General features: G+C 70.3%; 25 protein-coding genes. 11 read left to right on the forward strand and 14 right to left on the reverse strand.

What is annotated here, in order from left to right; translation table 11 throughout:
- Positions 1–78 precede the first annotated feature (78 nt).
- From JMV16_RS13855 to corA, 3 genes are all read right to left on the reverse strand, one after another.
- Complete coding sequence (locus tag JMV16_RS13855; RefSeq protein WP_201494877.1) at positions 79–1,014, reverse strand: MerR family transcriptional regulator; 936 nt, start codon at positions 1,012–1,014, stop codon at positions 79–81.
- Positions 1,015–1,403: 389 nt separating this feature from the next.
- A complete protein-coding gene (locus JMV16_RS13860; RefSeq protein WP_201494878.1) occupies positions 1,404–1,880 on the reverse strand; it encodes a hypothetical protein in 477 nt (158 codons plus the stop codon).
- A 145-nt stretch (positions 1,881–2,025) separates the two neighbouring features.
- Complete coding sequence (gene corA, locus JMV16_RS13865; protein WP_201494879.1) at positions 2,026–3,012, reverse strand: magnesium/cobalt transporter CorA; 987 nt, start codon at positions 3,010–3,012, stop codon at positions 2,026–2,028.
- Positions 3,013–3,250: 238 nt separating this feature from the next.
- Between corA and JMV16_RS13870 the strand changes: the two genes are divergently transcribed.
- Entirely contained in the window at positions 3,251–4,501 is a 1,251-nt protein-coding gene (locus JMV16_RS13870) for a hypothetical protein (protein ID WP_201494880.1), read from the forward strand.
- On the opposite strand, the gene JMV16_RS13875 is transcribed toward JMV16_RS13870, so the two are convergent.
- The 7 genes from JMV16_RS13875 to argS all read right to left on the reverse strand — a co-directional run bounded on the left by JMV16_RS13875 (position 4,492) and on the right by argS (position 11,867).
- A complete protein-coding gene (locus tag JMV16_RS13875; protein ID WP_201494881.1) occupies positions 4,492–5,733 on the reverse strand; it encodes a class I SAM-dependent RNA methyltransferase in 1,242 nt (413 codons plus the stop codon). The two genes, JMV16_RS13870 and JMV16_RS13875, sit on opposite strands and share 10 nt — an antisense overlap.
- Positions 5,733–7,256 carry an RNA polymerase factor sigma-54 gene (locus JMV16_RS13880; RefSeq protein WP_201494882.1) on the reverse strand — a complete coding sequence of 508 codons (1,524 nt, stop codon included), beginning with the start codon at positions 7,254–7,256 and terminating at the stop codon, positions 5,733–5,735. Before JMV16_RS13880 ends, JMV16_RS13875 begins: the two co-directional genes overlap by 1 nt.
- A 10-nt stretch (positions 7,257–7,266) precedes the next feature.
- A complete protein-coding gene (lptB, locus tag JMV16_RS13885; RefSeq protein ID WP_201494883.1) occupies positions 7,267–8,046 on the reverse strand; it encodes an LPS export ABC transporter ATP-binding protein in 780 nt (259 codons plus the stop codon).
- Positions 8,043–8,660, reverse strand: coding sequence for a lipopolysaccharide transport periplasmic protein LptA (gene lptA, locus JMV16_RS13890; RefSeq protein WP_201494884.1), 618 nt, complete (start codon positions 8,658–8,660; stop codon positions 8,043–8,045). The genes lptB and lptA overlap by 4 nt, the downstream gene beginning before the upstream one ends.
- Positions 8,661–8,738: 78 nt before the next feature.
- Positions 8,739–9,392, reverse strand: a complete 654-nt coding sequence (locus tag JMV16_RS13895) for a thiol:disulfide interchange protein DsbA/DsbL (RefSeq protein WP_201494885.1) — start codon at positions 9,390–9,392, stop codon at positions 8,739–8,741.
- An 82-nt stretch (positions 9,393–9,474) separates the two neighbouring features.
- Positions 9,475–10,158, reverse strand: coding sequence for an SPOR domain-containing protein (locus tag JMV16_RS13900; protein WP_201494886.1), 684 nt, complete (start codon positions 10,156–10,158; stop codon positions 9,475–9,477).
- Positions 10,155–11,867: an arginine--tRNA ligase gene (gene argS, locus JMV16_RS13905; protein ID WP_201494887.1), complete on the reverse strand. Its 1,713-nt coding sequence runs from the start codon at positions 11,865–11,867 to the stop codon at positions 10,155–10,157. The genes JMV16_RS13900 and argS overlap by 4 nt, the downstream gene beginning before the upstream one ends.
- A gap of 101 nt (positions 11,868–11,968) precedes the next feature.
- Between argS and JMV16_RS13910 the strand changes: the two genes are divergently transcribed.
- The 4 genes from JMV16_RS13910 to JMV16_RS13925 all read left to right on the forward strand — a co-directional run bounded on the left by JMV16_RS13910 (position 11,969) and on the right by JMV16_RS13925 (position 14,795).
- A complete protein-coding gene (locus tag JMV16_RS13910; protein WP_201494888.1) occupies positions 11,969–13,330 on the forward strand; it encodes a serine/threonine-protein kinase in 1,362 nt (453 codons plus the stop codon).
- Positions 13,331–13,469: 139 nt separating this feature from the next.
- Entirely contained in the window at positions 13,470–13,760 is a 291-nt protein-coding gene (locus JMV16_RS13915) for a hypothetical protein (protein ID WP_201494889.1), read from the forward strand.
- A 164-nt stretch (positions 13,761–13,924) separates the two neighbouring features.
- On the forward strand, positions 13,925–14,371 hold the full coding sequence (locus tag JMV16_RS13920) for an Hsp20/alpha crystallin family protein (protein WP_201494890.1): 447 nt from the start codon (positions 13,925–13,927) through the stop codon (positions 14,369–14,371).
- 40 nt (positions 14,372–14,411) lie between these two features.
- Complete coding sequence (locus JMV16_RS13925) at positions 14,412–14,795, forward strand: Hsp20/alpha crystallin family protein (RefSeq protein ID WP_201494891.1); 384 nt, start codon at positions 14,412–14,414, stop codon at positions 14,793–14,795.
- A 21-nt stretch (positions 14,796–14,816) separates the two neighbouring features.
- Here the strand turns inward: JMV16_RS13925 and JMV16_RS13930 are convergent, their stop codons facing one another.
- Complete coding sequence (locus JMV16_RS13930) at positions 14,817–15,740, reverse strand: LysR family transcriptional regulator (protein WP_201494892.1); 924 nt, start codon at positions 15,738–15,740, stop codon at positions 14,817–14,819.
- Positions 15,741–15,825: 85 nt separating this feature from the next.
- Between JMV16_RS13930 and JMV16_RS13935 the strand changes: the two genes are divergently transcribed.
- Both JMV16_RS13935 and JMV16_RS13940 read left to right on the forward strand, forming a co-directional pair.
- Entirely contained in the window at positions 15,826–16,530 is a 705-nt protein-coding gene (locus tag JMV16_RS13935; RefSeq protein ID WP_201494893.1) for a haloacid dehalogenase type II, read from the forward strand.
- Between the two features lie 20 nt (positions 16,531–16,550).
- Positions 16,551–18,746 carry a malate synthase G gene (locus JMV16_RS13940; protein ID WP_201494894.1) on the forward strand — a complete coding sequence of 732 codons (2,196 nt, stop codon included), beginning with the start codon at positions 16,551–16,553 and terminating at the stop codon, positions 18,744–18,746.
- A 28-nt stretch (positions 18,747–18,774) separates the two neighbouring features.
- On the opposite strand, the gene JMV16_RS13945 is transcribed toward JMV16_RS13940, so the two are convergent.
- Positions 18,775–19,149, reverse strand: a complete 375-nt coding sequence (locus JMV16_RS13945; protein ID WP_201494895.1) for a TraR/DksA family transcriptional regulator — start codon at positions 19,147–19,149, stop codon at positions 18,775–18,777.
- 100 nt (positions 19,150–19,249) lie between these two features.
- Between JMV16_RS13945 and JMV16_RS13950 the strand changes: the two genes are divergently transcribed.
- The 3 genes from JMV16_RS13950 to JMV16_RS13960 all read left to right on the forward strand — a co-directional run bounded on the left by JMV16_RS13950 (position 19,250) and on the right by JMV16_RS13960 (position 23,074).
- Positions 19,250–20,485 (forward strand): NAD(P)/FAD-dependent oxidoreductase, encoded by a 1,236-nt coding sequence (locus JMV16_RS13950; protein ID WP_201494896.1) that lies wholly within the window; start codon positions 19,250–19,252, stop codon positions 20,483–20,485.
- Positions 20,486–20,497: 12 nt separating this feature from the next.
- Positions 20,498–21,271 carry a class II glutamine amidotransferase gene (locus JMV16_RS13955; protein ID WP_201494897.1) on the forward strand — a complete coding sequence of 258 codons (774 nt, stop codon included), beginning with the start codon at positions 20,498–20,500 and terminating at the stop codon, positions 21,269–21,271.
- Positions 21,272–21,376: 105 nt separating this feature from the next.
- Positions 21,377–23,074 carry a M14 family metallopeptidase gene (locus tag JMV16_RS13960; protein ID WP_201494898.1) on the forward strand — a complete coding sequence of 566 codons (1,698 nt, stop codon included), beginning with the start codon at positions 21,377–21,379 and terminating at the stop codon, positions 23,072–23,074.
- Positions 23,075–23,111: 37 nt separating this feature from the next.
- On the opposite strand, the gene metW is transcribed toward JMV16_RS13960, so the two are convergent.
- Together metW and metX are read right to left on the reverse strand one after the other, a co-directional pair.
- The gene (gene metW, locus JMV16_RS13965) at positions 23,112–23,708 is read right to left on the reverse strand and encodes a methionine biosynthesis protein MetW (protein WP_201494899.1); all 597 of its coding nucleotides are present in this window, start codon (positions 23,706–23,708) and stop codon (positions 23,112–23,114) included.
- 5 nt (positions 23,709–23,713) lie between these two features.
- Positions 23,714–24,838 carry a homoserine O-succinyltransferase MetX gene (gene metX, locus JMV16_RS13970; protein ID WP_201494900.1) on the reverse strand — a complete coding sequence of 375 codons (1,125 nt, stop codon included), beginning with the start codon at positions 24,836–24,838 and terminating at the stop codon, positions 23,714–23,716.
- A gap of 285 nt (positions 24,839–25,123) precedes the next feature.
- Here metX and JMV16_RS13975 point away from each other — a divergent pair, with 285 nt between their 5' ends.
- Positions 25,124–26,791 carry an FMN-binding glutamate synthase family protein gene (locus JMV16_RS13975; protein ID WP_201494901.1) on the forward strand — a complete coding sequence of 556 codons (1,668 nt, stop codon included), beginning with the start codon at positions 25,124–25,126 and terminating at the stop codon, positions 26,789–26,791.
- Positions 26,792–26,822 lie beyond the last annotated feature (31 nt).

Here is a 26,822-nt window from a genome sequence, read left to right on the forward strand (position 1 = left end):
GGCGGGGCGATGGTTTCAGGTGGCGCCGCTTTTGGCAAGGCCGCGCAGCGACGACCCTGCAAGCAGCGGCAACGGCTCTCAGGCCCGGCCGCGCCACAGGCGCAAGGCCTGCGGCACCTCGTCGAGCGAGCGGAAGGCATCGACGCCCGCCACGCTGCGGCGGAACAGCACCGGCGCCGTGCCGCCGGCCCACAGGCGCACGCGCGGCGGCAGCTTGGCGCGCAGTTCCGTCAGGCCGTCGAAGATGGGGTTGGGGCCCATGCAGCCGCTGAAGCTCAGGCCCACGATGTCGGCGCGGCAGGCGGCGGCGGCGCGCACGATGTCCCACAGCGGCGTCTGCACGCCCAGCGAGATGCAGGTGCAGCCCTCCAGCGTGAGCACCAGCTCGGCCATCAGCAGGCCCAGCAGATGCTGCTCGCCCGGCAGCGTGGACAGCAGCACGCGCGGCCGGGCGTCGGCGGGCACGGCCGGCAGCGCGGCCAGGGCCTGGCGCAGCACGTTCTGGGTGGCCTCTGTAAAGAGATGTTCCTCGAAGACCTCCAGCTGGCCGTGCATCCAGCCCTCGCCGACCGCCACGCCCAGCGGCGAGACGACTTCGGCGACGAAGCGCGCCACGCCCAGCCGCGCCAGTTGGCCGCGCAGCGCGCCGCGCAGGCCGGCGGCATCGTGGCTGCGGATCAGCGCCAGCAGTTCCTGCACCGCCTCGGAGGCGGGCGCGGCGGCGCTCGTGTCGACGGCCTCCTCGGCCGACTGCCGGGCCAGCTCGCGCAGCTGCGCCAGCGTCAGCGGAACGATGCCACCGGGGCGGTGGCCGCCATCGAGCAGGCGGCGCACCAGGCGCAGCTTCTCCACCTGCTCGGCCGGGTAGGCGCGCTCGCCGAGGGCGTCGCGCTCGGGCGCCGGAAAGCCGTAGCGGCGCTCCCACACGCGCAGGGTGTCCTTGCTGAGCCCGGTGTCGCGCTCGACGGCGGCAATGGACAGGCTGATCGGGGGTTGGGCAGGGGCGTCCGTCATGGTGCTGCTTGGGTTCTGGCCCCGCTCGCGCGATGTAACCAGCCGTTTATTTCACGCCGCACTTTAAGGGAGAAGGAGCCCGCCCGGCATCGCCAAGCTGCGGCCCGGACGGCAAGCCAGCCGCATTTCTTTACAAGGGGGCCCGCGCCGCGGCGGAACTTTCCGCGGTGCGCGGCCTCTGAACCTACAGTTCAGCGCGCACAAGCGGCTGGACGACGACGATTTCCCTGTCGTGCGGACGGCCCGAGCATCGGGCCGGAATCCCGGAACGCCTCTCCTCCTCCTCCCTCCCTCCCTCCTTCGTTCCGGGGCGCCGCACGGCGGTCTTTACAAGCCAAGGGGTGCCGCAAGCGGCACCCCTTGTTGCGTTGGGGCAGGCGAAACAGCGCCTAGCGCTGGCCTTCGGTCAGCGAGTCGGTCTGGAACAGGCCCGACTTGTCGACCATGAAGATCTCGGTGAAGGTGACCGTGGCGCCGGCCATGCGGGTGGGCGCCGGATACGGCGAAGCGCGCTTGATCAGCGCCTGCACCCAGGGCCCGACCTCGTCGGCCGCCGGCTTGCGCACCACGGTGACGTTGACGACATTGCCGGCGGCGTCAAGCTCGGTGTCGACGATCATCACGCCGTAGAGCAGCGGCGGCAGCTTGCCGCGGAAGACCCGCATCGGGTAGCAGGAATAGAGGTGGCGCGCCGCCTCGACGCGGAAGGCCTTTTCACTTTCGGCGGCGGCGGCATTGGGCGCCGCGCACAACGGCGCCGGCACCATGCTGAACTGGGCCATCGCCCCCTGCGCGGCCAGCAAGGCGGCGCCGGCCACGAGGCCGCGGACGCAAAGATGGCGAAGGGGCTGGGACAGGGTGTACATGGGCTCTCCGGCAGGGCGCCGCGGGGCTGCAGCCCCCACTAGCGGCGGCTTGAGCGTATCCCACGACACCCGCGGTTACGTCGACGCAGCGGATGACGATTGGGCAGAAATCGACACTCCCGCCCAACCCGCACACGAAGCGCCGCTAGCGCAGCCAGCCCTTGCGCCGGAAGTAGATGAAGGGGGCCGCCACCGAAGCCAGCATCAGCGCCAGCGCAAAGGGGTAGCCCCAGCGCCATTCCAGTTCTGGCAGGAACTTGAAGTTCATGCCGTAGATGCTGGCGATCAGGGTCGGCGGCAGCAGCCCGACGCTGGCCACCGAGAAGATCTTGATGATCTTGTTCTGGTTGATGTTGACGAAGCCGACCGTCGCGTCCATCAGGAAGTTGATCTTGTCGAACAGGAAGGCGGTGTGCGAGTCGAGCGAATCGATGTCGCGCAGGATCTGGCGCGCCTCCTCGAACTGCTCGGCATTGAGCATGCGGCTGCGCATCATGAAGCTGAGCGCGCGGCGCGTGTCCATCACATTGCGGCGGATGCGGCCGTTCAGGTCTTCCTCGCGCGCAATGGCCGTCAGCGCCTGGCCGGCGGCGCGGTCGTCGACGTCCTGCTTGAGCACCTGGGCGCTGACGCGCTCGAGGTTGTCGTAGATGCCCTCCAGCGCATCGGCCGAGTACTCGGCGTCGGCATCGTAGAGCTTGAGCAGCACGTCCTTGGCGTCCTCGATCAGCGCCGGGATGCGGCGTGCGCGCAGGCGCAGCAGGCGAAACACCGGCAAGTCCTCGGCGTGGATCGAGAACAGCACGTTGCGGTGGAGGATGAAGGCCACGCGCACATTGCGCGCCGGCTGGGCGTCGGGGCCCTTGCTGGAGTCTTCGGCATCGATCAGGAAGTCGGAGCGGATGTGCAGCTCGCCGTTGTCCTCTTCGTAGAAGCGGGCCGATTCCTCGAGGTCGTCATCGACCGCGTCGCTGGGGATCTCGAGGCCGAAGCGGCCGCGTATCCAACCCTTCTCGTCGGGCGTCGGATTCTCGAGATCGACCCACACCGGCTGCAGCGAGGCCAGCGCCTGCGGGGTTTCGATTTCCTGCTGGATCAGCCGGCCATTGGCCAGCGTGAAGACGTTGAGCATGCGGACTCTCCGGGGCGCAGCCTGCGTGCGGCGGGCAACGGCGGGCGGTGGGTGGGGGCGGCGGCGTCCGTCGCATCCCGCGCGACCCGGATCAGTGCCGCGGGCACCGATCTCCGACCCCGGAATGGACGGTCACCGCGGGTGACTCGGGTCCAAGCGCGTCTTTCGAAAAGGCGATGAGGGATTATGCCTCGTGGCCCTGCCGGGCCGCGTCATGCAGAGATGGCAGACTGCGGCCATGAAAACGGTCTGGCGCCTGCTGCTTGCCACCCTGCTGACGCTGGTGCTGGCCACCGGCCTGGTGCTGGCGACGGCGCTGCAGGCGCAACCGCTGGTGGCCGCGTCGCCCGAGGCCAGCCTCGACGACATCGGCCGCACCATCGAACTGCTGCGCCAGCACGACCCGCGCCTGCACCGGCCGGGAGCGCTGGTCGCCGCCTGGGTGGCCGAGCGCGACCTGCAACTGCTCCTGGCCCAGGCCACCCAGCGCTGGCTGGCGGGCGCGGGCCGGCTGCAGATCCGCCGCGGCAGCGCGCGGCTGCAGCTGGCCACGGCACTGGCGGCCCCGCCACCCTTGGGACGCTGGCTGAATGTCGAGATCGAGCTGGGCGAGGCCGCCGGCCTGCCGCGGCTGACCGCGCTGCGCGTCGGCCACCTGCCGCTGCCCGCCTGGCTGGCGCGGCCGGCGCTGCAATGGGCCGCCACGCGTGCCGGGCTGGGGAGCGAGCTGATGCTTGCCGCCGAGCTGGTGCAGGCTGTGCGCTTCATGCCCGAGCAACTGCACCTGAGCTACCGCTGGCAGCAGGACAGCTTCGAGCGCCTTTTCGGCGGCCTCGTGACGCCGGCCGATCAGCAGCGCCTGCGCGCCTATGCCGAGCGGCTGGCCTCGCTCACGGCCCAGCCGCAGGCGGGCCGGGAGCTGCCGCTGCCGCGGCTGATGCAGCCCCTGTTCGAGCTGGCGCGCTCGCGCAGCACCGCCGGCGGCGACGCCGCCGCCGAGAACCGCGCCGCTCTCTTCGTGCTGGCGCTGTACGTCAACGGACGCACCCTGGACCGCCTGCTGCCGGCGGCGGGGCCACGGCCGCAGCCGCGGCGCGTGCTGGCCGCCGGCCGCGACGATGTGCCCCAGCACTTCCTGGTCTCGGCGGCGCTGGCGGCCGAGGCCGGCGGGCGGCTCTCGAAGCTGGTGGGGCTGTACAAGGAGGTCGACGATGCGCGCCACGGCAGCGGCTTCAGCTTCAGCGACCTCGCGGCCGACCGTGCCGGCACGCGCTTCGGCGAGTGGGCGGTGCAGTCACCGCACGAGCTGCAGGCACGCTTCCTGGCCAGCGCCTCGGAGGGTGACTTCCTGCCCCTCGCCGCCGACCTCGTCGACGCCCTGCCCGAGGCGGAATTCAGGCGCCGCTTCGGCGGCGTCGACCAGCCCGGCTACGAGGCGGTGTTGACCGAGATCGACCGCCGCGTCGGGGCGCTGACCATCTACCGCTGATCAGCGGGCGCTGCGGCGGCGGCCGGCTTGTTGGAGCCGGCGACGAGGTCGAAGCGAAACATCCGGCATTCGATGGGGCCGTTCCACAGCGGCACGCGCCGGCTTTCCTTCAGCCGCATCAGGCCGGGCAGCTTCATGTCGGGGCTCAGCAGCCAGGCGGTCCAGCCGGCGTAGTGACGCTTCCACTGCGTCGCCAGGCCGCCGAAGAACTCGGCCGACGAGCCGCCGCCCTCGAAGCTCTGGCGCGCCGCTGCTGGCGCCTGGCCACTGCCCTTGGGCGCGAGGCGCTCGCCATAGGGTGGGTTGAGCATCAGCGTGCCGCGCCCGGCCGGCGGCGGGCGCTGCAGTGCGTCGGCGGTCTTGAACTCGACGGCCTTCAGGGCGCCGGCCAGCACGCCGGCACGCTCGGCATTGCGGGTGGCGAAGTCGGTCATGCGAAAGCTCACATCGCCGGCAAACACCCTCACCGCGGGGGCGTGGACGCGGGCCTGGGCGGCGCGCTTGAGCTCGCGCCAGGCCGCGGCGTGGGGCCTGAAGGGCAGCAGGCGTTCGAAGGCGAAGTCGCGCAGCGCGCCGGGGGCGATGTCGCACGCCATCTGCGCCGCCTCGATGGCGATGGTGCCGGCGCCGCAGCAGGGATCGAGCAGGGGACCGTCCTCGGCGCGGCCCTGCCAGCCGGCGGCGGCCAGCATCGCCGCGGCCAGGGTCTCCTTCAGCGGCGCCTCGCCGGTGTCTTCGCGCCAGCCGCGCTTGAAGAGGGCATCGCCCGAGGTGTCGACATACAGCGTGGCGTGCTCGGGGCCGACGAAGAGGGCCAGCGGCAGGTCGGGCTGGCGCGTGTCGACGCTGGGGCGGGCGCCGGCGCTTTCGCGCAGGCTGTCGCAGACGGCGTCCTTGATGCGCAGTGCGGCGAAATTCAGGCTCCTGAGCGGCGATCGCTGCGCGCTCACGTCCACGCGCAGCGTCTGCTCGGGCGTGATCCAGTGTTCCCACGGCACGTTGCGCGCCATCGAGTAGAGGTCGTCCTCGTGGCGGTACTCGGCATCGGCCAGCGGCCACAGCACGCGCGTGGCGAGCCGGCTTTCGAGGTTGAGTGCCATCGCCGTGCGTTCGTCGCCCTCGACCCAGACGCCGCCACGCGTGGCCTCGGCCACGGTGCGGGTGATGCGCAGCACTTCGTCGGCCAACAAGGCCTCGACGCCGCCGGCACAGGGGAGGAACAGGGCCGGCATCAGATCGCCTTGCGCAGGCTGGCGGGGGCGATCTTGAGCGCTTCGCGGTACTTGGCCACCGTGCGCCGCGCGACCTGGATGCCCTGCTCCTCTAGCATCTCGCTGATCTGGTTGTCCGACAGCGGCAGCGCCGGGTCTTCGGCGGTGACGAACTGGCGGATCAGCGCCCGCACCGCGGTGCTGCTGGCATTGCCGCCAGCATCGGTGTTGAGGCTGCTGCCGAAGAAATACTTCAGCTCGTAAGTGCCTTGCGGCGTGGCCATGTACTTGGCCGTGGTGACGCGCGAGATGGTACTTTCGTGCAGGCCCAGCTCGTCGGCGATCTCGCGCAGCACCAGCGGCTTCATCGCGATGGCGCCATGGGTGAAGAAGGCCTTCTGGCGCTCGACGATGGCCTTGCTGACGCGCAGGATGGTGTCGAAGCGCTGCTGGATGTTCTTGACGAACCAGCGCGCCTCCTGCAGCCGCGAGCTCAGGCCCGGCTGCGAGGCCGAGCCGCGCTGGCCGCGTGCCGCCTGGGCGTAGAGATCGTTGATGCGCAGCTTGGGCATCACGTCGGGGTTGAGCACGACGGCCAGGCCGCGGCCGGTCTTGCGCACGATGACATCGGGCACGACGATCTGCCCCTCGGCGGCGGCAAAGGGCCGGCCCGGCTTGGGCTCGCAGGCCACGATCAGCGCCTGGGCCTCGCGCACCAGGTCTTCGTCGGCGCCGGTCAGCGCCGTCAGGCGCCGCATGTCGCGCTTGGCCAGCAGTTCCAGGTACTGCTCGGCGATGCGCACCGCCAGCTGGCGTGCCGCGCAGCGCGGCGTGGACTTGAGCTGCAGCGAGATGCACTCGCCCAGCGAGCGCGCGCCCACGCCGGGCGGGTCCATGCTGTGCAGCCAGCGCAGCCCGCACTGCAGCCGCTCGGCCAGCTCGGCGCGGCCTTCTTCGTCCGTCATGCCCACCATCTCGGCCAGGCGCTCGGCGATTTCCTCCAGCGGGTCGGCCAGGTAGCCGTCGCCGTCCAGCGACTCGATCAGCACCTCGAGCACGGCGCGGTCTTCCTCGGACAGGCGCATGCCCACCATCTGCAGGCGCAGATGGTCTTGCAGCGAACCCTCGCCGCCGCCGCGCTCGGGCGCCTCGCCGTCGTCGTTGTCGCTGCCGCCCGACGAGCTGCCCGGGGTCTCGCGGATGCCGTCGAAATCGTCGCCCTCGGTGCCGTTTTCCCAGTCCTCGCGCTCGGTGGTGCCGAACTCCTCGGCGCGGATCTCGGGTGCGGCTTCGCCGGCATCGGGCGCATCGGGCGCGTCGGCGGCGCGGTCGGCCACGCGGTCGGCCACCTGGCGCTCGGGCGGGGTCTCGAAGGGGCTGGCCGGCGCGTCCTCTTCCATCTCCAGGAAGGGGTTCTGCTCGAGCATCTGCCCGACTTCCTGGTGCAGTTCGAGCGTGGACAGCTGCAGCAGGCGTATCGACTGCTGCAGCTGCGGCGTCAGCGCCAGGTGCTGCGAAATGCGCACCTGCAGGGAGGGCTTCATCGACATGGGGTCACATGCGGAAATGTTCGCCGAGGTACACCTTGCGCACCTCGGCGTTGTCGACGATGGCCTGGGGCGTGCCTTCGGCCAGCACGCTGCCTTCGCTGATGATGTAGGCGCGGTCGCAGATGCCGAGGGTCTCGCGCACGTTGTGGTCGGTGATCAGCACGCCGATCCCGCGCGAGCGCAGGAACCCGATGATGCGCTGGATCTCGATCACGGCAATGGGGTCGACGCCGGCAAAGGGCTCATCGAGCAGGATGAATCGGGGTTGCGTGGCCAGCGCACGCGCGATCTCGACGCGGCGGCGCTCGCCGCCCGACAGCGCCTGCGAAGGTGATTCGCGCAGCTTTTCTATCGACAGGTCGGCCAGCAGCGTGTTCAGCAGTTCCTCGATGCGCGCCGCCTTCAGCGGCCGGCCGTCGGCGTCGACCTGCAGTTCGAGCACGGCGCGGATGTTCTCGTCCACCGTGAGCTTGCGGAAGATCGAGGCTTCCTGCGGCAGGTAGGACAGGCCCAGGCGCGCACGGCGATGGATGGGCAGGCCGTGTACCGCCTGGCCGTCGATGTGGATCACGCCGGCGTCGGCGCGCACCAGGCCCACCACCATGTAGAAGGTGGTGGTCTTGCCGGCGCCGTTGGGGCCCAGCAGGCCCACCACCTCGCCGCAGCCCACAGCCAGGTGTACGTCCTTGACCACGGTGCGCGGGCCGAAGCTCTTGCGCAGGCCGGCGGCGGCCAGGCCGGTGGCAGCGACGACTTCCGTGGCGGCGGCAACGGCTGCGCTCACCTGCGTTCTTCCAGGCCGCGGCTGGGCTGCAGCGTGGCCGGCGACCCGGCCGGCGGGGCGCTGGCGGCGCGCGGGCTCAGGATGGCGCGCACGCGGCCGGTGGGGTTGACCGGCGTGGCGCTGCCGCCCTCGACGCGGAAAACCTCGGAAGTGTTGTCCCAGACGATGGTGCCGCCGCTGATCTCGTCGGCGACGACGCTGCCGCGCAGGCGGCGCACGGCGCTGTTGCCGATGAAGCGCAGCGTGTCGGCCTGGCCGTCGAGCTCGATGCGGTCAGCCGAGCCCTCGACCGTCTCGTCAACGCCGTCGCGGCGCTGGCGCCACAACGCCGGCTTGCCCGGCACGCCGGTGGCGGTGGCGGCGCGGTAGCCCTCGGGCGTCTCGCGCAGTTCGATGCGCTCGGCGCGAAGCATCAGCGTGCCCTGGGAGATGACGACGTTGCCGGCATAGACCAGCACCGCGCGCTGCAGGTCGACGGTGCCGGAGCGATCGGCCTCGACCACCATGGGCTTGCTGCGGTCGGCCTTCTCGGCCCCGGCCGGCGCCACCGCGCCATACAGCGAGGCCGCCAGCAGGGCACTGGACAGGCGGATGAGGGGGCGGCAGGAGGTCATGTCGGCATGGAAATTGCATGGCAGTATAGCCACAACTTCCATGCCCGCCGCGTCCGGCGGCGTGACTTTAGGCCCAGCTCAGGTGGGCTTGCGGGCGCGCTGAATCAGAACGTCCGCCACCGCCACGGTGTTCTCGTGGCTGCCCGACAAAGAAGCCGAAGTGTAGAACCGGCCGTGGATGCCGAGGGCCGGCACCCCATCGATCTTGTAGGCCTCGGACAAGGCGCGCGCCTTGGCCGCCTTGCCACTGACGCCGAATGACTTCAAGGCCTCGGTGAACCTGGCGGCGTCGACGCCATTGCCCTTCATGTAGGCAACGATTTCGGCCTCGGTGTTCAGGCGCACGTTCTGCTGGTGGATGGCGGTGAAGATGCGGCGGTGCTGGGCCGCCAGCACACCCATCTCCTCAAGGGCGTAGTAGACGCGCTGGTGCAGCTGATGCGGCACGGCAAAGCCCACCGGCACGCGGCGGAAGGCCACGTCGGCCGGCAGCTTGCGCGTCCAGTTGTCGAGCACGGGCTCGAAGGCAAAGCAGTGCGGGCAGCCATACCAGAAGAACTCGACCACCTCGATCTTCTTGTCGGCCGCCGGCAGGGCCACCGCCACCGGCGTCGCCAGGCGCACATAGTGCTGGCCCTCGACCGGCGCCACGGCCTGGGCGCGGGCACCGCCAGCCAGGCCCAGGCCGAGGCCGGCCGCGGCCAATTGGAGGGAGAAATCGCGCCTTTGCATGAAGTGCCTTGGTCTGTAAGAGATCGGGGATGGAGTCGGGCCGCGCGGGCGAGTTCCGGCGCTCGCCGCCGCGCCGCGCCGTTCAGCGCCGTTCGACGCGCACGATCTGCGATTCCACCGACTGCTCCTGCAGTTTGCCCTGCAGCGAGTCGGCATCCTCGCGCGTCGGGAACGGGCCGATGCGCACGCGATAGACCACGCGCCCGGCCTGTTCGCGCTCGGTGATGGCCGCCGTCTGGCCCAGCAGGGCCAGCTTGGCGCGCTGCTGCTCGGCGTCCTCGGTGCGTGTGAAGGCGCCGGCCTGGACGAAGAAATCGAAGGCCCCCGCCGCCGCCGGCGCCGAGGCGGCGCCGACCCGCACGGTGCCGGGCGTGCCGCCGCCGGCCAGGATGGCAGCCGGGTCGCGTGCCGAGGCCGGGGCGGCCTTGGTGGCCACCGCATCGCCGCCTGCGGCGGCAGATGCGGCCGGCGCGGCCGGATCGGGCGCGGTCGTGGCTGGCTTGGGCGCCCCCTTGCCGGCCAGTGGCGCATTGGGATCCCAGTTGCGGTTGCGCTGGGCCTCGGCGCTGTCCTGCTCGGCGGTGCGCTGCGGCACCTTGTTGACGAAGGGCACAGGCGCCTTGGTGATGTAGAGCGCCACCGCCAGCGCCAGCGCCAGGCCAACCAGCAGGCCGACGACGAGGCCGATGACGAAGCCGCCACGCTGTCGCCGCGGGCGCGCGCCGCTGGCCTTGTCGGCGCCGCCGGGCTTCTTGGCCGCGCTCATTGCACCGCCTCGGCGGCTGGCGCCTCGCGCTGCATCTGCTGCGGCGCACCCACGCCCAGCATCGCCAGCGCATTGCGCAGCACCTGGGCCGTGGCCGCCAGCAGCGCCATGCGTGCGCGCGCCAGCGCGGCGTCGTCGACGAGGAAGCGCTCAGCGCCGTAATAGCCGTGGAAGGCCGCTGCCAGGTCGCGCAGGTAGAAGGCGATGTCGTGCGGCGCCAGTTCGGTGGCGGCGCGCGTCAGCATCTCGGGGAACTCGGCCAGCTTCATCATCAGCGCCGCCTCGGAGGGCGCGGTGAGCAGGGAAAGATCGGCGCCGGCCCAGTCTCTGTCGCCCCCGAACTGCGCCAGCACCGAGCAGATGCGGGCGTGCGCGTACTGCACGTAGAAGACCGGGTTTTCGTCGTTGGCCTTGAGCGCGAGGTCGACGTCAAAGGTGAACTCGGTGTCGGCCTTGCGGCTGATGAGGAAGAAGCGCACCGCGTCGCGGCTGGTCCAGTCGATGAGGTCGCGCACCGACACCGAAGTGCCGGCGCGCTTGGACATCTTGACCTCTTGGCCGCCCTTCATCACCGCGATCATCTTGTACAGCACGTAATCGGGGTAACCGGCCGGTATGCCCAGGCCCACCGCCTGCAGGCCGGCGCGCACGCGCGCCACCGTGCCGTGGTGGTCGGTGCCCTGGACGTTGATGACCTGGGTGTAGCCGCGCTCGAACTTGGCCAGGTGGTAGGCCACGTCGGGCACAAAGTAGGTGTAGGTGCCGTCCTGCTTGCGCATGACGCGGTCCTTGTCGTCGCCGTAGTCGGTGGTGCGCAGCCACAGCGCACCGCCCTCCTCGAAGGTCTTGCCGGATTCGACCAGGCGCCGCACCGTGTCTTCGACGCGGCCGCTGCTGTAGAGGCTGCTTTCAAGGAAGTAGTGGTCGAAGTGCACGCCGAAGGCCTGCAGATCCAGGTCCTGTTCGTGGCGCAGAAAGGCCACCGCGAACTGGGTGATGTCCTGCAGGTTTTCGATGTCGCCGCTGGCGGTGTAGCCGCGGTCGTCGGCGCGCACGGTCTTGCCGGCGCGGTAGTCGGCCGCAATATCGGCGATGTACTCGCCGTTGTAGGCCTGCTCGGGCCAGCCAGCGTCGCCGGGCGCCAGGCCGCGCAGCCGCGCCTGCACCGACAGGCCCAGGTTGTTGATCTGCACGCCGGCATCGTTGTAATAGAACTCGCGCAGCACTTCGGCACCCTGGCTTTGCAGCAGGTTGCAGATGCTGTCGCCCAAGGCGGCATTGCGGCCGTGGCCGACGTGCAGGGGGCCGGTGGGGTTGGCCGAGACGAACTCGACCATCACGCGCCGGCCGCTCGGCGCCTGGCGGCCGTAGGCCTCGCCGGTGGCCAGCACCTCAGCCACGGTGGACTGCTTGGCCGCCGCGCTCAGGCGCAGGTTGATGAAGCCGGGGCCGGCGATCTCCAGCGTCTGCACCCAGCGGCTCACCGCGGGCTGGCGCTGCAGCGCCTGGAGCAGTGCGCTGGCCACTTCGCGCGGGTTCTTCTTGAGCGGGCGCGCGAGCTGCATCGCCACCGTGATGGCCAGGTCGCCGTGGGCGGCCTGCTTGGGCAGCTCGAAGTCGGCCGCCGGTGGCGCCACCGCGGCGGCCTGCGCCAGCTCATCGACGGCGCCGCGCAGCGCCTCGCGCAATGCCTGCTTGACTTGAATCATCGGCAGATTCTACTTTTCCACCTTTGGCGCGAAGCTGTACCGCCCGCCGCCAGGGCCGCGGCGATACGATGACACGCCCTGGGCCACCGCCCGCGAACGCCATGAGCGAAACCCACTACGTCGTCTCCGACATCCCCGAGCCCGGCCCCAACGTGCCGGCGCAGATCGGCAAGTACCGCGTGCGGGCCAAGCTGGGCGAGGGCGCGACGAGCGAGGTCTTCCTCGCCCACGACCCCTTTCGCAACTGCGATGTGGCGATCAAGCGCGTGCGCGCCAGCCTGGTGCCCGATTCGCGCGAATCGGCGTTGCAGCGGCGCTTCTTCGCCGCCGAGGCGGCGCTGGTGGGCCAGCTGCGCCACCCGAATGTGGTGCAAATCCTCGACGCGGTGGACGATCCGCTGTCGCCCTATCTGGTGATGGAGTACGTCGACGGCGTGACGCTGCGCCGCTACTGCCGCGCCAACAGCCTGCTGGCGATACCGCAGATCATAGAAATCGGCTTCAAGTGCGCGATGGCGCTGGGCTACTGCTTCCGCCAGGGGCTGATCCACCGCGACGTGAAGCCGGCCAACCTGCTGGTGACGGTGCAGGGCGACCAGATCACCGATGTCAAGGTCACCGATTTCGGCAGCGTCTTCAACCAGGGCGCCGACCACACGCAGATCTTCCGCGTCGGCTCGCTGGCCTATATGTCGCCCGAGCAGCTCGACGGCGACACGCTGGACTGCCGCGCCGACATCTACTCGCTGGCGGCGGTGATGTACCACCTGATTGCCGGCCGGCCGCCCTTCGATGCCCAGCAGCAGCAGGCCATCATGCACCAGATCTACCACGCCAGTGCGCCGCCGCTGTCCAGCCTGCGCGAGGGCGTGCCGCCAGCGCTGCAGTCGCTGATCGAGCGCGGCCTGGCCAAGGAGCGCGAGCTGCGCCCGGCCAACTGGGACGAATTCGCGCAGGCGCTGTCGGCGCTGACCACGGCGCGCGATGCGCCCCGCGCCAACACGCAGGAGGTGGTCGACTCCGAGCGCTTCACGCTGTTGCGCTCGCTCGATTTCTTCGCCGGCTTCGGCGACATCGAACTCTGGGAGGTGGTGCGCCGCGCCACCTGGCAGCGCCACACCTATGGCCAGGCCATCTTCCGCAAGGGGCAGGAGGGCAACAGCTTCCACATCGTCACCCAGGGCCAGCTGGAGGTCTACCGCGAAGGCCGCCTGGTGGCCTCCCTCGGCACCGGCAGCTCGGTGGGCGAGCTGGCCTACCTGGCGCCCAACCCCGAGTTGCGCGTACACGCGGCCGACGTGCTGGTGTCGCAGGCCGCGACCACGGTGTCGATGACGCCCGAGGCGATGGAGAAGCTGTCGCTGTCGACCCGCCATCTCTTCGACAAGGCCTTCATCCGCGTGCTGGTGCGGCGGCTGCATGCTGCCCACGAGGCCCTGGCCCACCCGCAGCGCATCCTGTAACGTCGGCAACCGCGCCCGGCGCGATGCTCGGCGGTCATCGCAGACCGCACCTCGCGCGTTGAGCGCCTGCCGTCCGTTCGTTTTCGGCGGCAGGTTCGCGATACATACAACCATCCACAAGCCCCGAGAGGAAGACCCCATGAAGAAGTCCATCAGCACCATCGCCCTCATCGTCTGCGGCCTGTTCGCCGGCCAGGCCTTTGCCGCCGCCGACTGCGCCGCCCAGGCCGCCGAGAAGAAGCTCGCCGGCGCCGCCAAGAACAGCTTCGTCAAGAAGTGCGAGAAGGACGCCGGCGGCGCCGCCAAGGCCGCCGCCCCCGCCGCCAGCCCGGCCTGCGAGAAGTCGGCCGCCGACAAGAAGCTGGCCGGCGCGGCCAAGAAGAGCCACATCAAGAAGTGCATGGCCGACGAGGCCGGCGCGAAGAAGTAAGGCCTCCCGGCCTGAAGACAAGGGCGCTGCGGCGCCCTTTTTTCATGGCCACTTCGATGGGCTGCCGGGCCTTGAAAGCGGTGCCGCCGCACCTACCTTCGTGACATGCCGGCCGCATCCAGGCCCCGCGACCGGCGCCAACCCCACTGTCACGGAGGTCGTCCATGTACGGTTCCCTGCTGAGCTACCCGAACAGCCTGTTCAGCCAATTCGAACGCCTGCGCGACGGGCTCGACGAGATCTTCGCCAACCCGGGTGTACCGAGCAGCATCCGCTCGGTCGCGCCCGGCACGCTGCCGGCCATCAACATCGGCCGCACCGCGAACAGCGTCGAGATCTACGCCTTCGCACCCGGGCTCGATGCCGACAAGATCGACGTCACCGTCGACCGCGGCGTGCTGCACATCAGCGGCGAGCGTGCCAGCGGCGTGCCCGAGGGCAGTGCCAAGGTCTATGCCCGCGAGCGCGGCGCCGGCCGCTTCGCACGCGCCGTGGCCCTGCCCGACGATGTCGACCCGGCCAAGGTCAGCGCCAGCTACCGCGACGGCGTGCTGCAGGTCAGCATCGCGCGCCGCGAATCGGCCCAGCCCAAGCGCGTCATCGTTCAGTGATGCCTGCAGTGACCTACCCGCACCCGCCAAGGAGAACACCATGAGCGACACCACCCGCAACCTGCCCGACCGCAGCGCGGCCACCGAAGCCCCGCGCGCCGCCCTGCCCGCGGTCGACATCTTCGAGGACGAAGGCGGCATCACCCTGCTGGCCGACCTGCCCGGCGTGAGCCGTGAGGCACTGAAGCTCGAGATCGAGGGCGAGGCGCTCACGCTGGAGGCCGAGATGCGGCCGCTGGCACCCGCCGGCCTGGAAGCCGTCTACGCCGAGGTGCGCCTGCCGCGCTTTCGCCGCAGCTTCACGCTCAGCCGCGAGCTCGACAGCGCGCGCATCGAGGCCAATCTGAAAGATGGCGTGCTGGCGCTGCGCATCCCCAAGCAGGCCCACGCCCAGCCGCGGCGCATCAGCGTCAACGTCGCCTGATCGCTGCGGCCGGCCGGCGGCTCAGCTGCCGCCGGCCGGCGTACCCGTCCAGTAGGCCGGGTCGCCGAAGCTGTGCTTGATGAAATCGATCCAAAGGCGAACCCGCAGCGGCAGGTGCTTGCGCTGCGGAAACACCGCGTAGATGCCGTTGGCCGGCGCCGCGAAGTCTTCGAGCAGCACGCGCAGGCGGCCGGCGGCGACATCCTGCTCGACCTCCCAGGTGCTGCGCCAGGCGATGCCCAGGCCGCGCAGGCACCACTCGTGCAGCACCTGGCCATCGCTGCAATCCAGCGGGCCGCCCGGCCGCAGGTGTACGAGCTCGCCCTCCACCGTGAAGGCCCAGCCGCGCGTCTGGCTGGCGTCGCTGCTCAGCGTCAGGCAGGCGTGGCGGGTCAGCTCGGACGGCGCCGCCGGCACGCCGGCCCGCTCCAGATAGGCCGGCGCGGCCACGCACAGGCGCCGGTTGTCGGCCAGGCGCACGCTCACCAGGCTGGAATCGGGCAGGTCGCCCACGCGCACGGCGCAGTCGAAGCCTTCATTCACGATGTCGACGACGCGGTCGCTGAGGTTGAGCGAGACGCTCACGTCGGGATGCTGGGCCACGAAGCCGGGTACCAGTGGCGCCACATGGCGGCGGCCGAAGCCGGCCGGCGCGGTGACGCGCAGATGGCCGCTGGCCTTGACGCCGCCGGCGCTGACGCTGGCCTCGGCATTGGCCAGGTCAGCCAGCAGGCGCTGGCAATCTTCGAGAAAGGCGCTGCCCTCGTGCGTGAGGGTGATGCGCCGCGTCGTGCGCACCAGCAGCTTGACGCCCAGGCGCTCCTCCAGCGCGTCGATGCGCCGGCCAATGACCGCGGGCGCCACGCCCTCGGCCAGCGCGGCGGCCGTGAGGCTGCCCTTGGTGGCCACGGCGGCAAAGGACTCGATCTGCTTGAGCTTGTCCATGCCAGCCGATTATGCGTATAAAACGCATGAATACCTAAATTCAAGAGCACTTAATGCCGGCAGGCTTATCGAATACAGTGCCGCCATGAAACTCAAGGCCGTTCTGTTCGACGCCTACGGCACGCTCTTCGATGTCTACAGCGTGGCCCTGCTGGCCGAGCAACTGTTCCCTGGCCACGGCGAGCGCCTGGCCCAGCTGTGGCGCGACAAGCAGATCGAGTACACCCGCCTCGTCAGCATGAGCAGCCCGCGCATTGGCGAGCCCGGCGCCGACCGCTACCGCCCTTTCTGGGACCTGACCCGCGCCGGCCTGCGCCAGGCCGCGGCGCGCCTGAACCTGCCTTTGGACGGCGCCGCCGAAGAGCGGCTGATGAATCAGTACCGCCACTTGAGCGCCTTCCCCGAGAACCGCGAGGTGCTGGCCGAGTTGCGCCGCCGCGGCGTGCCCACCGGCATCCTGAGCAATGGCGACCCCGAGATGCTGGGCGTGGCCGTCAAGAGCGCCGGCCTGGCCGAGTTGCTGGACCACGTCATCAGCGTACACCCGGTGCGCCGCTACAAGACCGACCCCGCCGCCTACGCCCTGGGCCCGGCCGCGCTGGGCCTGGCGGCGCGCGAGATCCTGTTCGTCAGCAGCAATGCCTGGGACGCCATCGGTGCCACCTGGTTCGGTTACACCACGCTGTGGGTCAACCGCGCCGGCGCCGCGCCCGAGCAGCTCGACACCCAGCCCAGCTTCACCGGACGCAGCCTGCGCGAGGTGCTGGCCCACTTTTCCCCCGCCCCCTGATTCGTCGGAGACCCCACGCCATGCGCACCACCGTTCACAGCCTTCAAGTCGACACCATCCTGCACCGCTTCATCGACGACGAGGTGCTGCCCGGCACCGGCGTCTCGCCGGCGCAGTTCTGGGCCGGCTTCGACGCCATCGTGCGCGACCTGGCGCCCAAGAACGCCACCCTGCTGGCCGAGCGCGACCGGCTGCAAAGCCAGATCGACGGCTGGCACCGCGCCCACCCCGGCCCCATCACCGACATGGCGGCCTACCGCGGCTTTCTCGAGGGCATCGGCTACCTGCAGCCGCAGCCGGCCCAGGTACAGGCCACCACCGCCCATGTCGACGCCGAGTTGTCGCTGCAGGCCGGCCCGCAGCTGGTGGTGCCCATCCTCAACGCCCGCTATGCGCTGAACGCGGCCAATGCGCGCTGGGGCTCGCTGTACGACGCGCTCTACGGCACCGACGCCATTCCCGACGCCGACGGCGCCGCCCGCGGCCGCGGCTACAACGCGGTGCGCGGCGAGCGCGTGATCGCCTTCGCCCGCCGCTTTCTCGACCAGGCGGCGCCGCTGGCAAATCAGGGTGAAGGCGGCAGCCACGCCGACAGCACCGCCTACCGCGTCGACGGCGGCCACCTGCTCGTCACCCTGGCCTCGGGCCGGGTGGTCGGGCTGGCCGATTCGTCGCAGTTCGTCGGCTTCCAGGGCGACGCGGCGGCGCCCACCGCCGTGCTGCTGCGCCACCACGGCCTGCACATCGACATCCTGATCGACCGCACCACGCCCATCGGCAAGGGCGACGCCGCCGGCGTGAGCGACATCGTGCTCGAGGCGGCACTGTCGACCATCCTCGACCTCGAAGACTCGGTGGCCGCGGTCGACGCCGAGGACAAGGTGCTGGGCTACCGCAACTGGCTGGGCATCCTCAAGGGCACGCTGACCGAACTGGTGAGCAAGGGCGGCGAGAACTTCACGCGCGGCCTCAACCCCGACCGCCGCTACCTCGGCGCCGGCGGCGAGGATGTGATCCTGCACGGCCGCAGCCTGATGTTCCTGCGCAATGTGGGCCACCTGATGACCAACCCGGCCGTTCTGTGGGCCGGCGGCCGCGAGATCCCCGAGGGCATCCTCGACGCCGTCGTCACCACCACCATCGCGCTGCACGACCTGCAGCGCCACGGCGAGGACGGCATCGTCAACAGCCGCAGCGGCAGCGTCTACATCGTCAAGCCCAAGATGCACGGCCCGGCCGAGGTGGCCTTTGCGGCCGAGCTGTTCGGCCGCGTCGAGCAGATGCTGGGCCTGGCCGAGAGCACGGTGAAGCTGGGCATCATGGACGAGGAGCGCCGCACCAGCGTCAACCTCAAGGCCTGCATCGCCGCTGCCGCCAGCCGCGTGGCCTTCATCAACACCGGTTTCCTCGACCGCACCGGCGACGAGATGCACACCGCCATGCTGGCCGGGCCGATGCGCCGCAAGGGCGACATGAAGACCAGCGAATGGATCCAGGCCTACGAGCGCAACAACGTGCTCGTGGGCCTGGCCTGCGGCCTGCGCGGCAAGGCGCAGATCGGCAAGGGCATGTGGGCCATGCCCGACCTGATGGCCGGCATGCTGGAGCAGAAGATCGCCCACCCGCGCGCCGGCGCCAACACCGCCTGGGTGCCCAGCCCCACCGCGGCCACGCTGCACGCGCTGCACTACCACCAGGTCGACGTGGCGGCGGTGCAGCTGGAGATGGAGAAGATCGACGCCGACGCGATGCGCGACGCCATCCTGAAGGACTTGCTCACGGTGCCGGTGGTGGCCGAAGCCAAATGGAGCACCGCCGAGCGCCAGCAGGAGCTGGACAACAACGCCCAGGGCATCCTGGGCTATGTGGTGCGCTGGGTCGACCAGGGCGTGGGCTGCTCCAAGGTGCCTGACATCCACAACGTGGCCCTGATGGAAGACCGCGCCACGCTGCGCATCAGCAGCCAGCACATCGCCAACTGGCTGGAGCACGGCGTGGTGAGCGAGGCCCAGGTCCACGAGACCTTCCGCCGCATGGCTGCAGTGGTGGACGGCCAGAACAAGGGCGACCCGCTCTACAAGAACATGGCCGGCCACTGGGACACCAGCGCGGCCTACAAGGCGGCGCTGGAACTGGTGTTCAAGGGCAAGGAGCAGCCCAGCGGCTATACCGAGCCGCTGCTGCATGCGTGGCGGCAGCGGGTGAAGGCCGGCTAAGGCGGCTCCGCGCGTGGCGGCCGGCGGCTCAGCGCCCCGCCGCCTCCCTCGCCCCCTCGCACTTCACGCAGCGCAGCGCCCAGGGCTCGACCTGCAGGCGGCCGAAGGGGATGGCGCCGTCGCATTCGGCGCAGATGCCGTAGTCGCCGCCCTGCAGCCGCGCCAGCGCCTGGCGCACGGCGGCGAGTTCGCGGGCCTCGATCTCGATGATGGCGCCGTCCAGGCCCAGCTCGTTCTCGCGCTCGGGGGCGTTGTCGGCCTCCTGCTCCAGCAATTCGTGGGCGCGCTCGGCGCGCGTGAGGCCGCCGCGGTGGTCGGCCAGGCGACGGGCTAGCTCGCCCTGGCGGCGCGTCAGCTCGGCTTCGAGCTGCGCGCGCTGGCCGGCCGTGAGAGGGGTGGCCATGGCTGCGGACTCCGGGGTTGGGATTCTTCATCTTGCGGCGCCATGGCGCGCTCGGGGTTGAGGCCGGTCAACCCCAGGCCCTGCCTACAATCCGCGCCTCATGTCCGACGCCCTTCTTCCGCACCAGTGCGACGTGCTCGTCATCGGTGCAGGCCCCGCCGGCAGTGCCTGCGCCCAGCACCTGGCCGCCGGCGGGCGCGAGGTGCTGCTGGTCGACCAGCACCTCTTTCCGCGCGACAAGGTCTGCGGCGACGGCCTCATCCCCGACGCCCACGCCGCGCTGCGCCGCCTGGGCGTCTACGACGAAGTGGCGGCCCACGCCCAGCCGGTGCAGCATGTGCGCTGCATAGGGCCGAGCGGGCGCCATATTGATGTGCCCGGTTCGCTCTCCGTGTTGCCGCGCCGCACGCTCGACCACATCCTGGTGCGCGCCGCCGAACGCGCCGGCGCCCGCCTGCTGGCGCCGCTGCGCTTCGAGGCGCCGCTGCTCGATGGCGAGCGCGTCGTCGGCGCGCGCTTCAAGACGGGCGGCACCGGCGCCAGCCACGAGATCACGGCACGCCGCGTCGTGCTGGCCACTGGCGCCGTGCCGCAGGCGCTCACGGCCGCCGGCCTGTGCGAGCGCCACACGCCCAGCGGCATTGCGCTGCGCGGCTATGTGCGCCACGAGGGGCTGCGCGAGCGCATCCAGCAGCTGCAGATCATCTGGCACCCGCGGCTGCGCGGCGGCTATGGCTGGATCTTCCCGGGACCGAACGGTGTCTTCAACATCGGCGCCGGCCTCACCGGCAGCCATGTGCAAAGCGCCAAGGGCAAGGGCCGCATGCAGGACGTGAACCTGCGCGACTTCTTCGATGCCTTCTGCGAGGTCTATGCGCCGGCGGCCGAGCTGATGACCAGCGGCGTGCCGCAGGGCGAGATCAAGGGCGCACCGCTGCGCTGCTCGCTGCGCGGCGCGCGCTGGTCGCGCCCCGGCCTGCTGGCCACCGGCGAGGCCATAGGCAGCACCTACGCCTTCAGCGGCGAAGGCATTGGCAAGGCGATGGAGACCGGTCTTCTGGCCGCCGCCGCGCTGCAGGCCGAGGCCCGCGGTGCGACGGACGACGGCGCCATGCGCCAGGGCTACGAGGCGGCACTGAAGGCGCTGCAGCCGCGCTTCGATCTGTATGAATCGGCCAGCCACGTCAACTACCACCCCTGGCTGGCCGATCTCATCGTCTGGCGCGGCCAGCGCAGCCCGCGCATCCTGCGGCGCCTGTCGGGCGTGCTGGAAGAAACCCAGAGCCCGGGCCGGCTGTTCAGCTGGCGCGGCATGACCAAGCTCATCTTCGAATGAGGGTTTGAAGCCATGTGCCAGCTGCTGGGCATGAACGCCAACACGCCGACCGACGTGATGTTCAGCTTTGCCGGCCTGGCCACGCGCGCCGACGAGCACAAGGACGGCTTCGGCATCGGTTTCTTCGAAGACCGCGGCCTGCGCCACTTCATCGATCACCACGGCGCGCGCAGCAGCCCGGTGGCCGAGCTGGTGAAGCGCTACCCGATCAAGAGCGACAACGTCATCGCCCACATCCGCAAGGCCACCCAGGGCCGCATCGCGCTGGAGAACACCCACCCCTATGTGCGCGAGCTGTGGGGCCGCTACTGGGTGTTCGCGCACAACGGCGATCTCAAGGGCTTTGCGCCGCGCCTGCATGGCGCCTTCCGCCCGGTGGGCGACACCGACAGCGAGCTCGCCTTCTGCTGGCTGATGCAGGAACTGGCCAAGGCCCATGCCGGCGTGCCCAGCGTCGAAGAGCTGAGCTGCACGCTGCGCGAGTTGCTGCCGCAGCCGGCCCGCCACGGCACCTTCAATGTGCTGCTGTCCAACGGCCAGGCGCTGTGGGCGCACTGTTCCACCCATTTGCACGCGCTGCAGCGCCGCCACCCCTTTGGTGCGGTGAAGCTGGCTGATGAGGATCTCCAGGTCGACTTTGCGCCGCTGACCACGCCGCAGGACCGCGTCTGCGTCATCGCCACCGAGCCGCTGACGCAGGGCGAGCCCTGGGAGAAGCTGGCCGCGGGCGAGATGCGCGTCTTCGTCGGCGGGCAGACGGTGGCCGCCGGGCCCTGCGGCGGCTGAGGCCGTCACGCCAGGCTGCGTCCATCGTCCAGAGGGCTGGCGCGGTGGCAAGGTGCCGGTGCCCGCAGTTAGGATGCCTGCTCCGCCACCTGCCGCAGTGCCACCATGCCCGCCGTACCCGTGCCCCGCTTCGACCAGTTCTACCGCTACGCCGAACTGACGCGCCTGCTGCAGGACTACGCCGCCGCCGCACCCGGCCTGGTGGCGCTGGAATCGATAGGCAAGAGCTGGGAAGGGCGCGACATCTGGCTGCTCACGCTGACCGACGCCGCCAGCGGCAGCGACGGCGACAAGCCGGCGATCTGGATCGACGGCAACATCCATGCTGCCGAACTGACCGCCAGCACCACCTGTCTGTACTGGCTGCACCAGCTCGTCAGCGGCTGGACGGCCGGCGAGGCGGCGGTGCGCCACCTGCTGCAGACGCGCGCCGTCTACATCGTGCCCCGCCTCAACCCCGACGGCGCCGAACTGGCCCTGGCCGACCGGCCGCGCCACATCCGCTCGTCGACGCGGCCCTATCCCTTTGACGAAGAGCCGGTCGACGGCCTCACCATCGAAGACGTCGACGGCGACGGCCGCGTGCTGCAGATGCGCCTGCCCGACCCCCACGGCCCCTACAAGAAGCACGAAGGCGACCCGCGCCTGATGGTGGCGCGCGAGCCGGGTGAGTTCGGCGGCGAGTACTTCCGCCTCATCCCCGAGGGCACGCTGAAGAACTTCGACGGCCTCATGCTCAACGCCAACCCCGACCGCGAGGGGCTGGACCTCAACCGCAACTTCCCATCGGGCTGGCGGCAGGAATTCGAGCAGCTGGGCGCCGGCCCCTACCCGACCAGCGAGCCCGAGGTGCGCGCCATGGTCGACTTCATCAGCCGCCACCCCAACATCGGCGCCGCGGTCAGCTTCCACACCCACAGCGGCGTCATCCTGCGGCCCATGGGCACGGCCAGCGACGACGACATGACGCCGGAAGACCTGTGGACCTACAAGCGCTTTTCCGAGCTGGGCGCCAAGCTCACCGGCTACCCGGCCATCAGCATCTGGCACGACTTCAAGTACCACCCCAAGCAGGTCATTACCGGCACGCAGGATTGGGTCTACGAGCACCTGGGCGCGCTGTTCTGGGTGGTGGAGCTGTGGTCGCCCAACAAGGAAGCCGGCATCACCGACTACAAGTGGATCGACTGGTACCGCGAACACCCGGTCGAGGACGACCTCAAGCTGCTCAAGTGGAGTGATGACCACTGCGGCGGCAAGGCCCATGTCAACTGGTATCCCTACCGCCACCCGCAGCTGGGCATGGTGGAGCTGGGTGGCTGGGACAAGATGAACTTCTGGCGCAACCCGCCGCCGGCGCTGCGCGAGCGCGAGGCGGCGCGATTTCCGGCCTGGCTGCAGCAGATCGCGCTCTCGCTGCCGCGGCTGGAACTGCTGCGCGCCGAGGTGCGCGCGCTGGGCGAAGACACCTGGCGCATCCGCTTCGCGGTGGCCAACGCCGGCTGGCTGCCGTCCTACGTCACCAAGCGCGCGCTCGAGCGCAAGACCGTGCGTGGCACGGTGTTCCAGATCCATCTGCCGCCGGGCGTGAGCCTGGTGAGCGGGCGCGAGCGGGAGATCGGCGCCCACCTGGAAGGCCATGCGCCCAAGACCTCGCAGCAGGCCTTTCTGCCCAGCCGCGAGATCACCGCCGACCGCGCCGTGGTGGAGTGGGTGGTGCGCGGCGCCCGCGGCACGGCGCTGGCGCTCACCGCCACCGCCGACCGCGCCGGCACCGTGCGCACCGAGGTCACGCTGGATTGATGCAGCAGCGGCGCGCTGGCCGCCGGCGCCGAAAGCGCTAGTCGGCCAGCACGCCGTGCTCGAAGCGGAACACCGCCACGCTGGCCAGCAGATTGGGCCAGCGCCTCACCACGCGGCCGCGGTGCAGGCCGAAGGCATCGGTCACGGCCAGGCCGCATTTGCCGGCCAGCACCTCGAAATCGGCAAAGGTACCGACGCGGATATTGGGCGTGTCGTACCACTCGTAGGGCATGCGCCGCGTCACCGGCATGCGCCCGCCCAGCACATGCAGGCGGTTGGGCCAGTGCGCGAAATTCGGGAAACTGACGATGCCGATGCGGCCCACGCGCGCCGTCTCGCGCAACATCTTCTCGGTGTTGCGCAGGTGCTGCAGGGTGTCGAGCTGCAGCACGACGTCGAAGCTCTGGTCGTCGAAGAGCGCCAGGCCTTCCTCCAGGTTGAGCTGGATGACGTTGACGCCGCGCTCCACGCACACCGGCACGTCGGCGTCGGCGATCTCGATGCCGTAGCCGCTGCAGCCCTTGTGCGTTTGCAGCCAGGCCAGCAGCTCGCCGCTGTTGCAGCCCAGGTCGAGCACGCGGCTGCCGGCCGGCACCATCGCGGCGATGAGTTCAAGTTCGCTCTTCTCAGACATGGTGCTCAGACATCGGCCGCCACCTTGTCGAAGTAAGCCTTCATCACGCCGTGGTAGCGCGGGTCTTCGAGCAGGAAGGCGTCGTGGCCGTGGGGCGCGGCGATCTCGGCATAGCTCACCGCGATGCGGTTGTCGACCAGGGCCTTGACGATCTCGCGGCTGCGCGCCGGCGAAAAGCGCCAGTCGGTGGTGAAGCTCACGATCAGGAAGCGCTGGTCGCGGGCCGCGGCGAAGGCGCGCGAGAGATCGCCGCCGTGCTCACGCGCCGGATCGAAGTAGTCGAGCGCACGCGTGATCAGCAGGTAGGTGTTGGCGTCGAAGTACTCGCTGAACTTGTCGCCCTGGTGGCGCAGGTAGCTCTCGATCTGGAACTCGATGTCCAGCGTGCTGTAGCCCAGTTCGGCAGCCTTGAGGCCGCGGCCGAACTTGGCCTCCATCGAGTCGTCCGACAGGTAGGTGATGTGGCCGATCATGCGCGCCACGCGCAGGCCGCGCTTGGGCACCACGCCGTGCGCGTAGAAGTGGCCGCCGTGGAAATCGGGGTCGGTGACGATGGCGCGCCGCGCCACCTCGTTGAAGGCGATGTTCTGCGCCGAGAGATTGGGCGCCGTCGCCACCGCGATGCAGTGGCGCACGCGCTGCGGGTGGCGCAGCGCCCAGGCCAGCGCCTGCATGCCGCCCAGGCTGCCGCCCAGCACGGCGGCAAGCTGAGCTATGCCCAGGCGGCTCATCAGCCGCGCCTGCGCGTCGACCCAGTCTTCCACCGTCACCACCGGAAAATCGGCGCCGTAGACGCGGCCGGTGGCAGGGTTCACATGCATGGGCCCGGTGGAGCCGAAGCAGGAGCCCGGGTTGTTGACGCCGATGACGAAGAAGCGGTCGGTGTCCAGCGGCTTGCCGGGACCGACCAGGTTGTCCCACCAGCCCGCCGCGCCGGCCTCATTGAGCCCGGCCACATGGTGGCTGGCATTGAGCGCATGGCAGACCAGCACCGCATTGCTCTTGGCCGCGTTGAGCCGGCCGTAGGTCTCGTAGACCAGGCTGTAGTCGGCCAGCACGGCGCCGCTCTTCAGCGGCAACGGCTCGCCGAAGTGCATTTGCTGCGGTGTGACGTGTCCGAGGGAGGCCATCAATGAAAAAACCCGGCGCCGCCAAAAGCGGGCACCGGGTCGGCGGCGTCCCCTTTTAGCTTCGGCATCACGTCGCTGCGCGACATGAGCCTACGCTGAAGCGGGATACCGCTTTAGCGGCATTTGTTAAAGCGCCCGCAATTCGGAACAAATCGGCGCTGTCGTGGGCAAGTATAGCCACGCGCATGGGCGAAGAGAGCACGGCCGCAGCCGCGGTGGCGGGCCGACTACCATCGCCCGGCACCGCCGCACGCACTTGCAAGCACCTGCCCGGGAGGCCCACCCATGCACGAATGGCTGCAGAAAATCGACCACCACTTCCCGGTGCGCTACACGGCCTGGCTGCTGTGCGCCATCGGGCTGCTGCTGTTTGGCTTCACCTGGGTTGCCTTCGGCCGCGGCGGGCCGGCTGCGCTGGCCTGCCTCTTTCTCACCGCTTTAGGCTGGCGCGACACGCGCCAGCGGCGGCACTCGGTGCTGCGCAACTACCCCGTCATCGGCCATCTGCGCTTCCTGGCCGAGTTCGTGCGCATCGAGATCCGCCAGTACTTCATCGAGAGCGACAACGAGACCACGCCCTTTTCGCGCACCCAGCGCTCGCTGGTCTACCAGCGCGCCAAGGGCGCGGCCGACAAGCGCCCCTTCGGCACCCAGCTCGATGTGCAGGCTGGCGGCTACGAGTGGATCAACCACTCCATCGCGCCGGTACACATCGCCAGCCACGATTTCCGCATCCTCATCGGCGCGGGCGGCACGAGTTGCACCCAGCCCTACAGCGCCAGCGTCTTCAACATCTCGGCGATGAGCTTCGGCGCGCTCAGCGCCAACGCCATCCTGGCGCTCAACGGCGGCGCCAAACGCGGCAACTTCGCCCACGACACCGGCGAGGGCTCGATCAGCCAGCACCACCGCGTACACGGCGGCGACCTGATCTGGGAGATCGGCAGCGGCTATTTCGGCTGCCGCGACGAGGCCGGCCGCTTCAGCGAGGAGCGCTTCGTCACCAATGCGCTGGACCCGCAGGTGAAGATGATCGAGATCAAGCTCAGCCAGGGCGCCAAGCCCGGCCACGGTGGCGTGCTGCCGGGGGCCAAGGTGACGGCCGAGATCGCCGCGGCGCGTGGCGTCGAGCCGGGTGTGGACTGCGTCAGCCCGGCCAGCCACAGTGCCTTCGCCACGCCGCTGGAACTGATGCACTTCATCGAGCGGCTGCGCCGGCTCTCGGGCGGCAAGCCCACCGGCTTCAAGCTCTGCATCGGCCACCCCTGGGAGTGGTTCGCGATCTGCAAGGCCATGCTGGAGACCGGCATCCTGCCCGACTTCATCGTCATCGACGGCGCCGAGGGCGGCACCGGCGCGGCGCCGCTGGAGTTCACCGACCACGTCGGCGCGCCACTGCAGGAGGGCCTGCTGCTGGTGCACAACACGCTGGTGGGGCTGAACCTGCGCGCCCGCATCCGCATCGGCTGCGCCGGCAAGGTGGTGAGCGCCTTCGACATCGTGCGCGCCCGCGCCCTCGGCGCCGACTGGTGCAATGCGGCGCGCGGCTTCATGTTCGCGCTGGGTTGCCTGCAGGCCCAGACCTGCCACAGCGGCCACTGCCCCACGGGCGTGACGACGCAGGATCCGGCGCGCCAGCGCGCCCTGGTGGTGCCCGACAAGATCGAGCGCGTCTGGCGCTTCCACGACAACACGCTGCGGGCGCTGAAGGAGCTGGTGCAGGCCGCCGGCCTCACGCACCCCGACCAGATCACCGCCGCCCACATCGTGCGCCGCGTCGGCGACAGTGATGTGCGCCTGCTCGCCCACCAGCTGGGCTTCGTGAAGCCAGGGGCGCTGCTGGCCGCCATCGAGGGCCGCGCCGACTGGCCGCACGGCGTCTTCAAGCTGTTCTGGCCGCTGGCCGCGGCCGACCGCTACAGCGCCCTCGAACCGGCAAACGGCCCCGCCTGAGCGCGGCCCTTGGAGCAGCGTCGACAATCGA

Source organism: Rubrivivax sp. A210 (assembly GCF_904426505.1).
Taxonomy (GTDB): Bacteria; Pseudomonadota; Gammaproteobacteria; order Burkholderiales; family Burkholderiaceae_C; genus Rubrivivax.

Coding starts and splice junctions, on each gene's coding strand:
- JMV16_RS13945 (WP_201494895.1), bottom strand. CDS start 19,149: ATGGCCACCCCTCTCACGGCCGGCCAGCGCGCGCAGCTCGAAGCCGAG.
- JMV16_RS13880 (WP_201494882.1), bottom strand. CDS start 7,256: ATGAAGCCCTCCCTGCAGGTGCGCATTTCGCAGCACCTGGCGCTGACG.
- JMV16_RS13895 (WP_201494885.1), bottom strand. CDS start 9,392: ATGCAAAGGCGCGATTTCTCCCTCCAATTGGCCGCGGCCGGCCTCGGC.
- JMV16_RS13875 (WP_201494881.1), bottom strand. CDS start 5,733: ATGCCGGCCCTGTTCCTCCCCTGTGCCGGCGGCGTCGAGGCCTTGTTG.
- JMV16_RS13900 (WP_201494886.1), bottom strand. CDS start 10,158: ATGAGCGCGGCCAAGAAGCCCGGCGGCGCCGACAAGGCCAGCGGCGCG.
- JMV16_RS13915 (WP_201494889.1), top strand. CDS start 13,470: ATGAAGAAGTCCATCAGCACCATCGCCCTCATCGTCTGCGGCCTGTTC.
- JMV16_RS13925 (WP_201494891.1), top strand. CDS start 14,412: ATGAGCGACACCACCCGCAACCTGCCCGACCGCAGCGCGGCCACCGAA.
- metX (WP_201494900.1), bottom strand. CDS start 24,838: ATGGCCTCCCTCGGACACGTCACACCGCAGCAAATGCACTTCGGCGAG.
- JMV16_RS13870 (WP_201494880.1), top strand. CDS start 3,251: ATGAAAACGGTCTGGCGCCTGCTGCTTGCCACCCTGCTGACGCTGGTG.
- JMV16_RS13935 (WP_201494893.1), top strand. CDS start 15,826: ATGAAACTCAAGGCCGTTCTGTTCGACGCCTACGGCACGCTCTTCGAT.
- JMV16_RS13955 (WP_201494897.1), top strand. CDS start 20,498: ATGTGCCAGCTGCTGGGCATGAACGCCAACACGCCGACCGACGTGATG.
- corA (WP_201494879.1), bottom strand. CDS start 3,012: ATGCTCAACGTCTTCACGCTGGCCAATGGCCGGCTGATCCAGCAGGAA.
- JMV16_RS13940 (WP_201494894.1), top strand. CDS start 16,551: ATGCGCACCACCGTTCACAGCCTTCAAGTCGACACCATCCTGCACCGC.
- metW (WP_201494899.1), bottom strand. CDS start 23,708: ATGTCTGAGAAGAGCGAACTTGAACTCATCGCCGCGATGGTGCCGGCC.
- JMV16_RS13860 (WP_201494878.1), bottom strand. CDS start 1,880: ATGTACACCCTGTCCCAGCCCCTTCGCCATCTTTGCGTCCGCGGCCTC.
- JMV16_RS13975 (WP_201494901.1), top strand. CDS start 25,124: ATGCACGAATGGCTGCAGAAAATCGACCACCACTTCCCGGTGCGCTAC.
- JMV16_RS13950 (WP_201494896.1), top strand. CDS start 19,250: ATGTCCGACGCCCTTCTTCCGCACCAGTGCGACGTGCTCGTCATCGGT.
- JMV16_RS13855 (WP_201494877.1), bottom strand. CDS start 1,014: ATGACGGACGCCCCTGCCCAACCCCCGATCAGCCTGTCCATTGCCGCC.
- JMV16_RS13960 (WP_201494898.1), top strand. CDS start 21,377: ATGCCCGCCGTACCCGTGCCCCGCTTCGACCAGTTCTACCGCTACGCC.
- JMV16_RS13910 (WP_201494888.1), top strand. CDS start 11,969: ATGAGCGAAACCCACTACGTCGTCTCCGACATCCCCGAGCCCGGCCCC.
- JMV16_RS13930 (WP_201494892.1), bottom strand. CDS start 15,740: ATGGACAAGCTCAAGCAGATCGAGTCCTTTGCCGCCGTGGCCACCAAG.
- lptA (WP_201494884.1), bottom strand. CDS start 8,660: ATGACCTCCTGCCGCCCCCTCATCCGCCTGTCCAGTGCCCTGCTGGCG.
- JMV16_RS13920 (WP_201494890.1), top strand. CDS start 13,925: ATGTACGGTTCCCTGCTGAGCTACCCGAACAGCCTGTTCAGCCAATTC.
- argS (WP_201494887.1), bottom strand. CDS start 11,867: ATGATTCAAGTCAAGCAGGCATTGCGCGAGGCGCTGCGCGGCGCCGTC.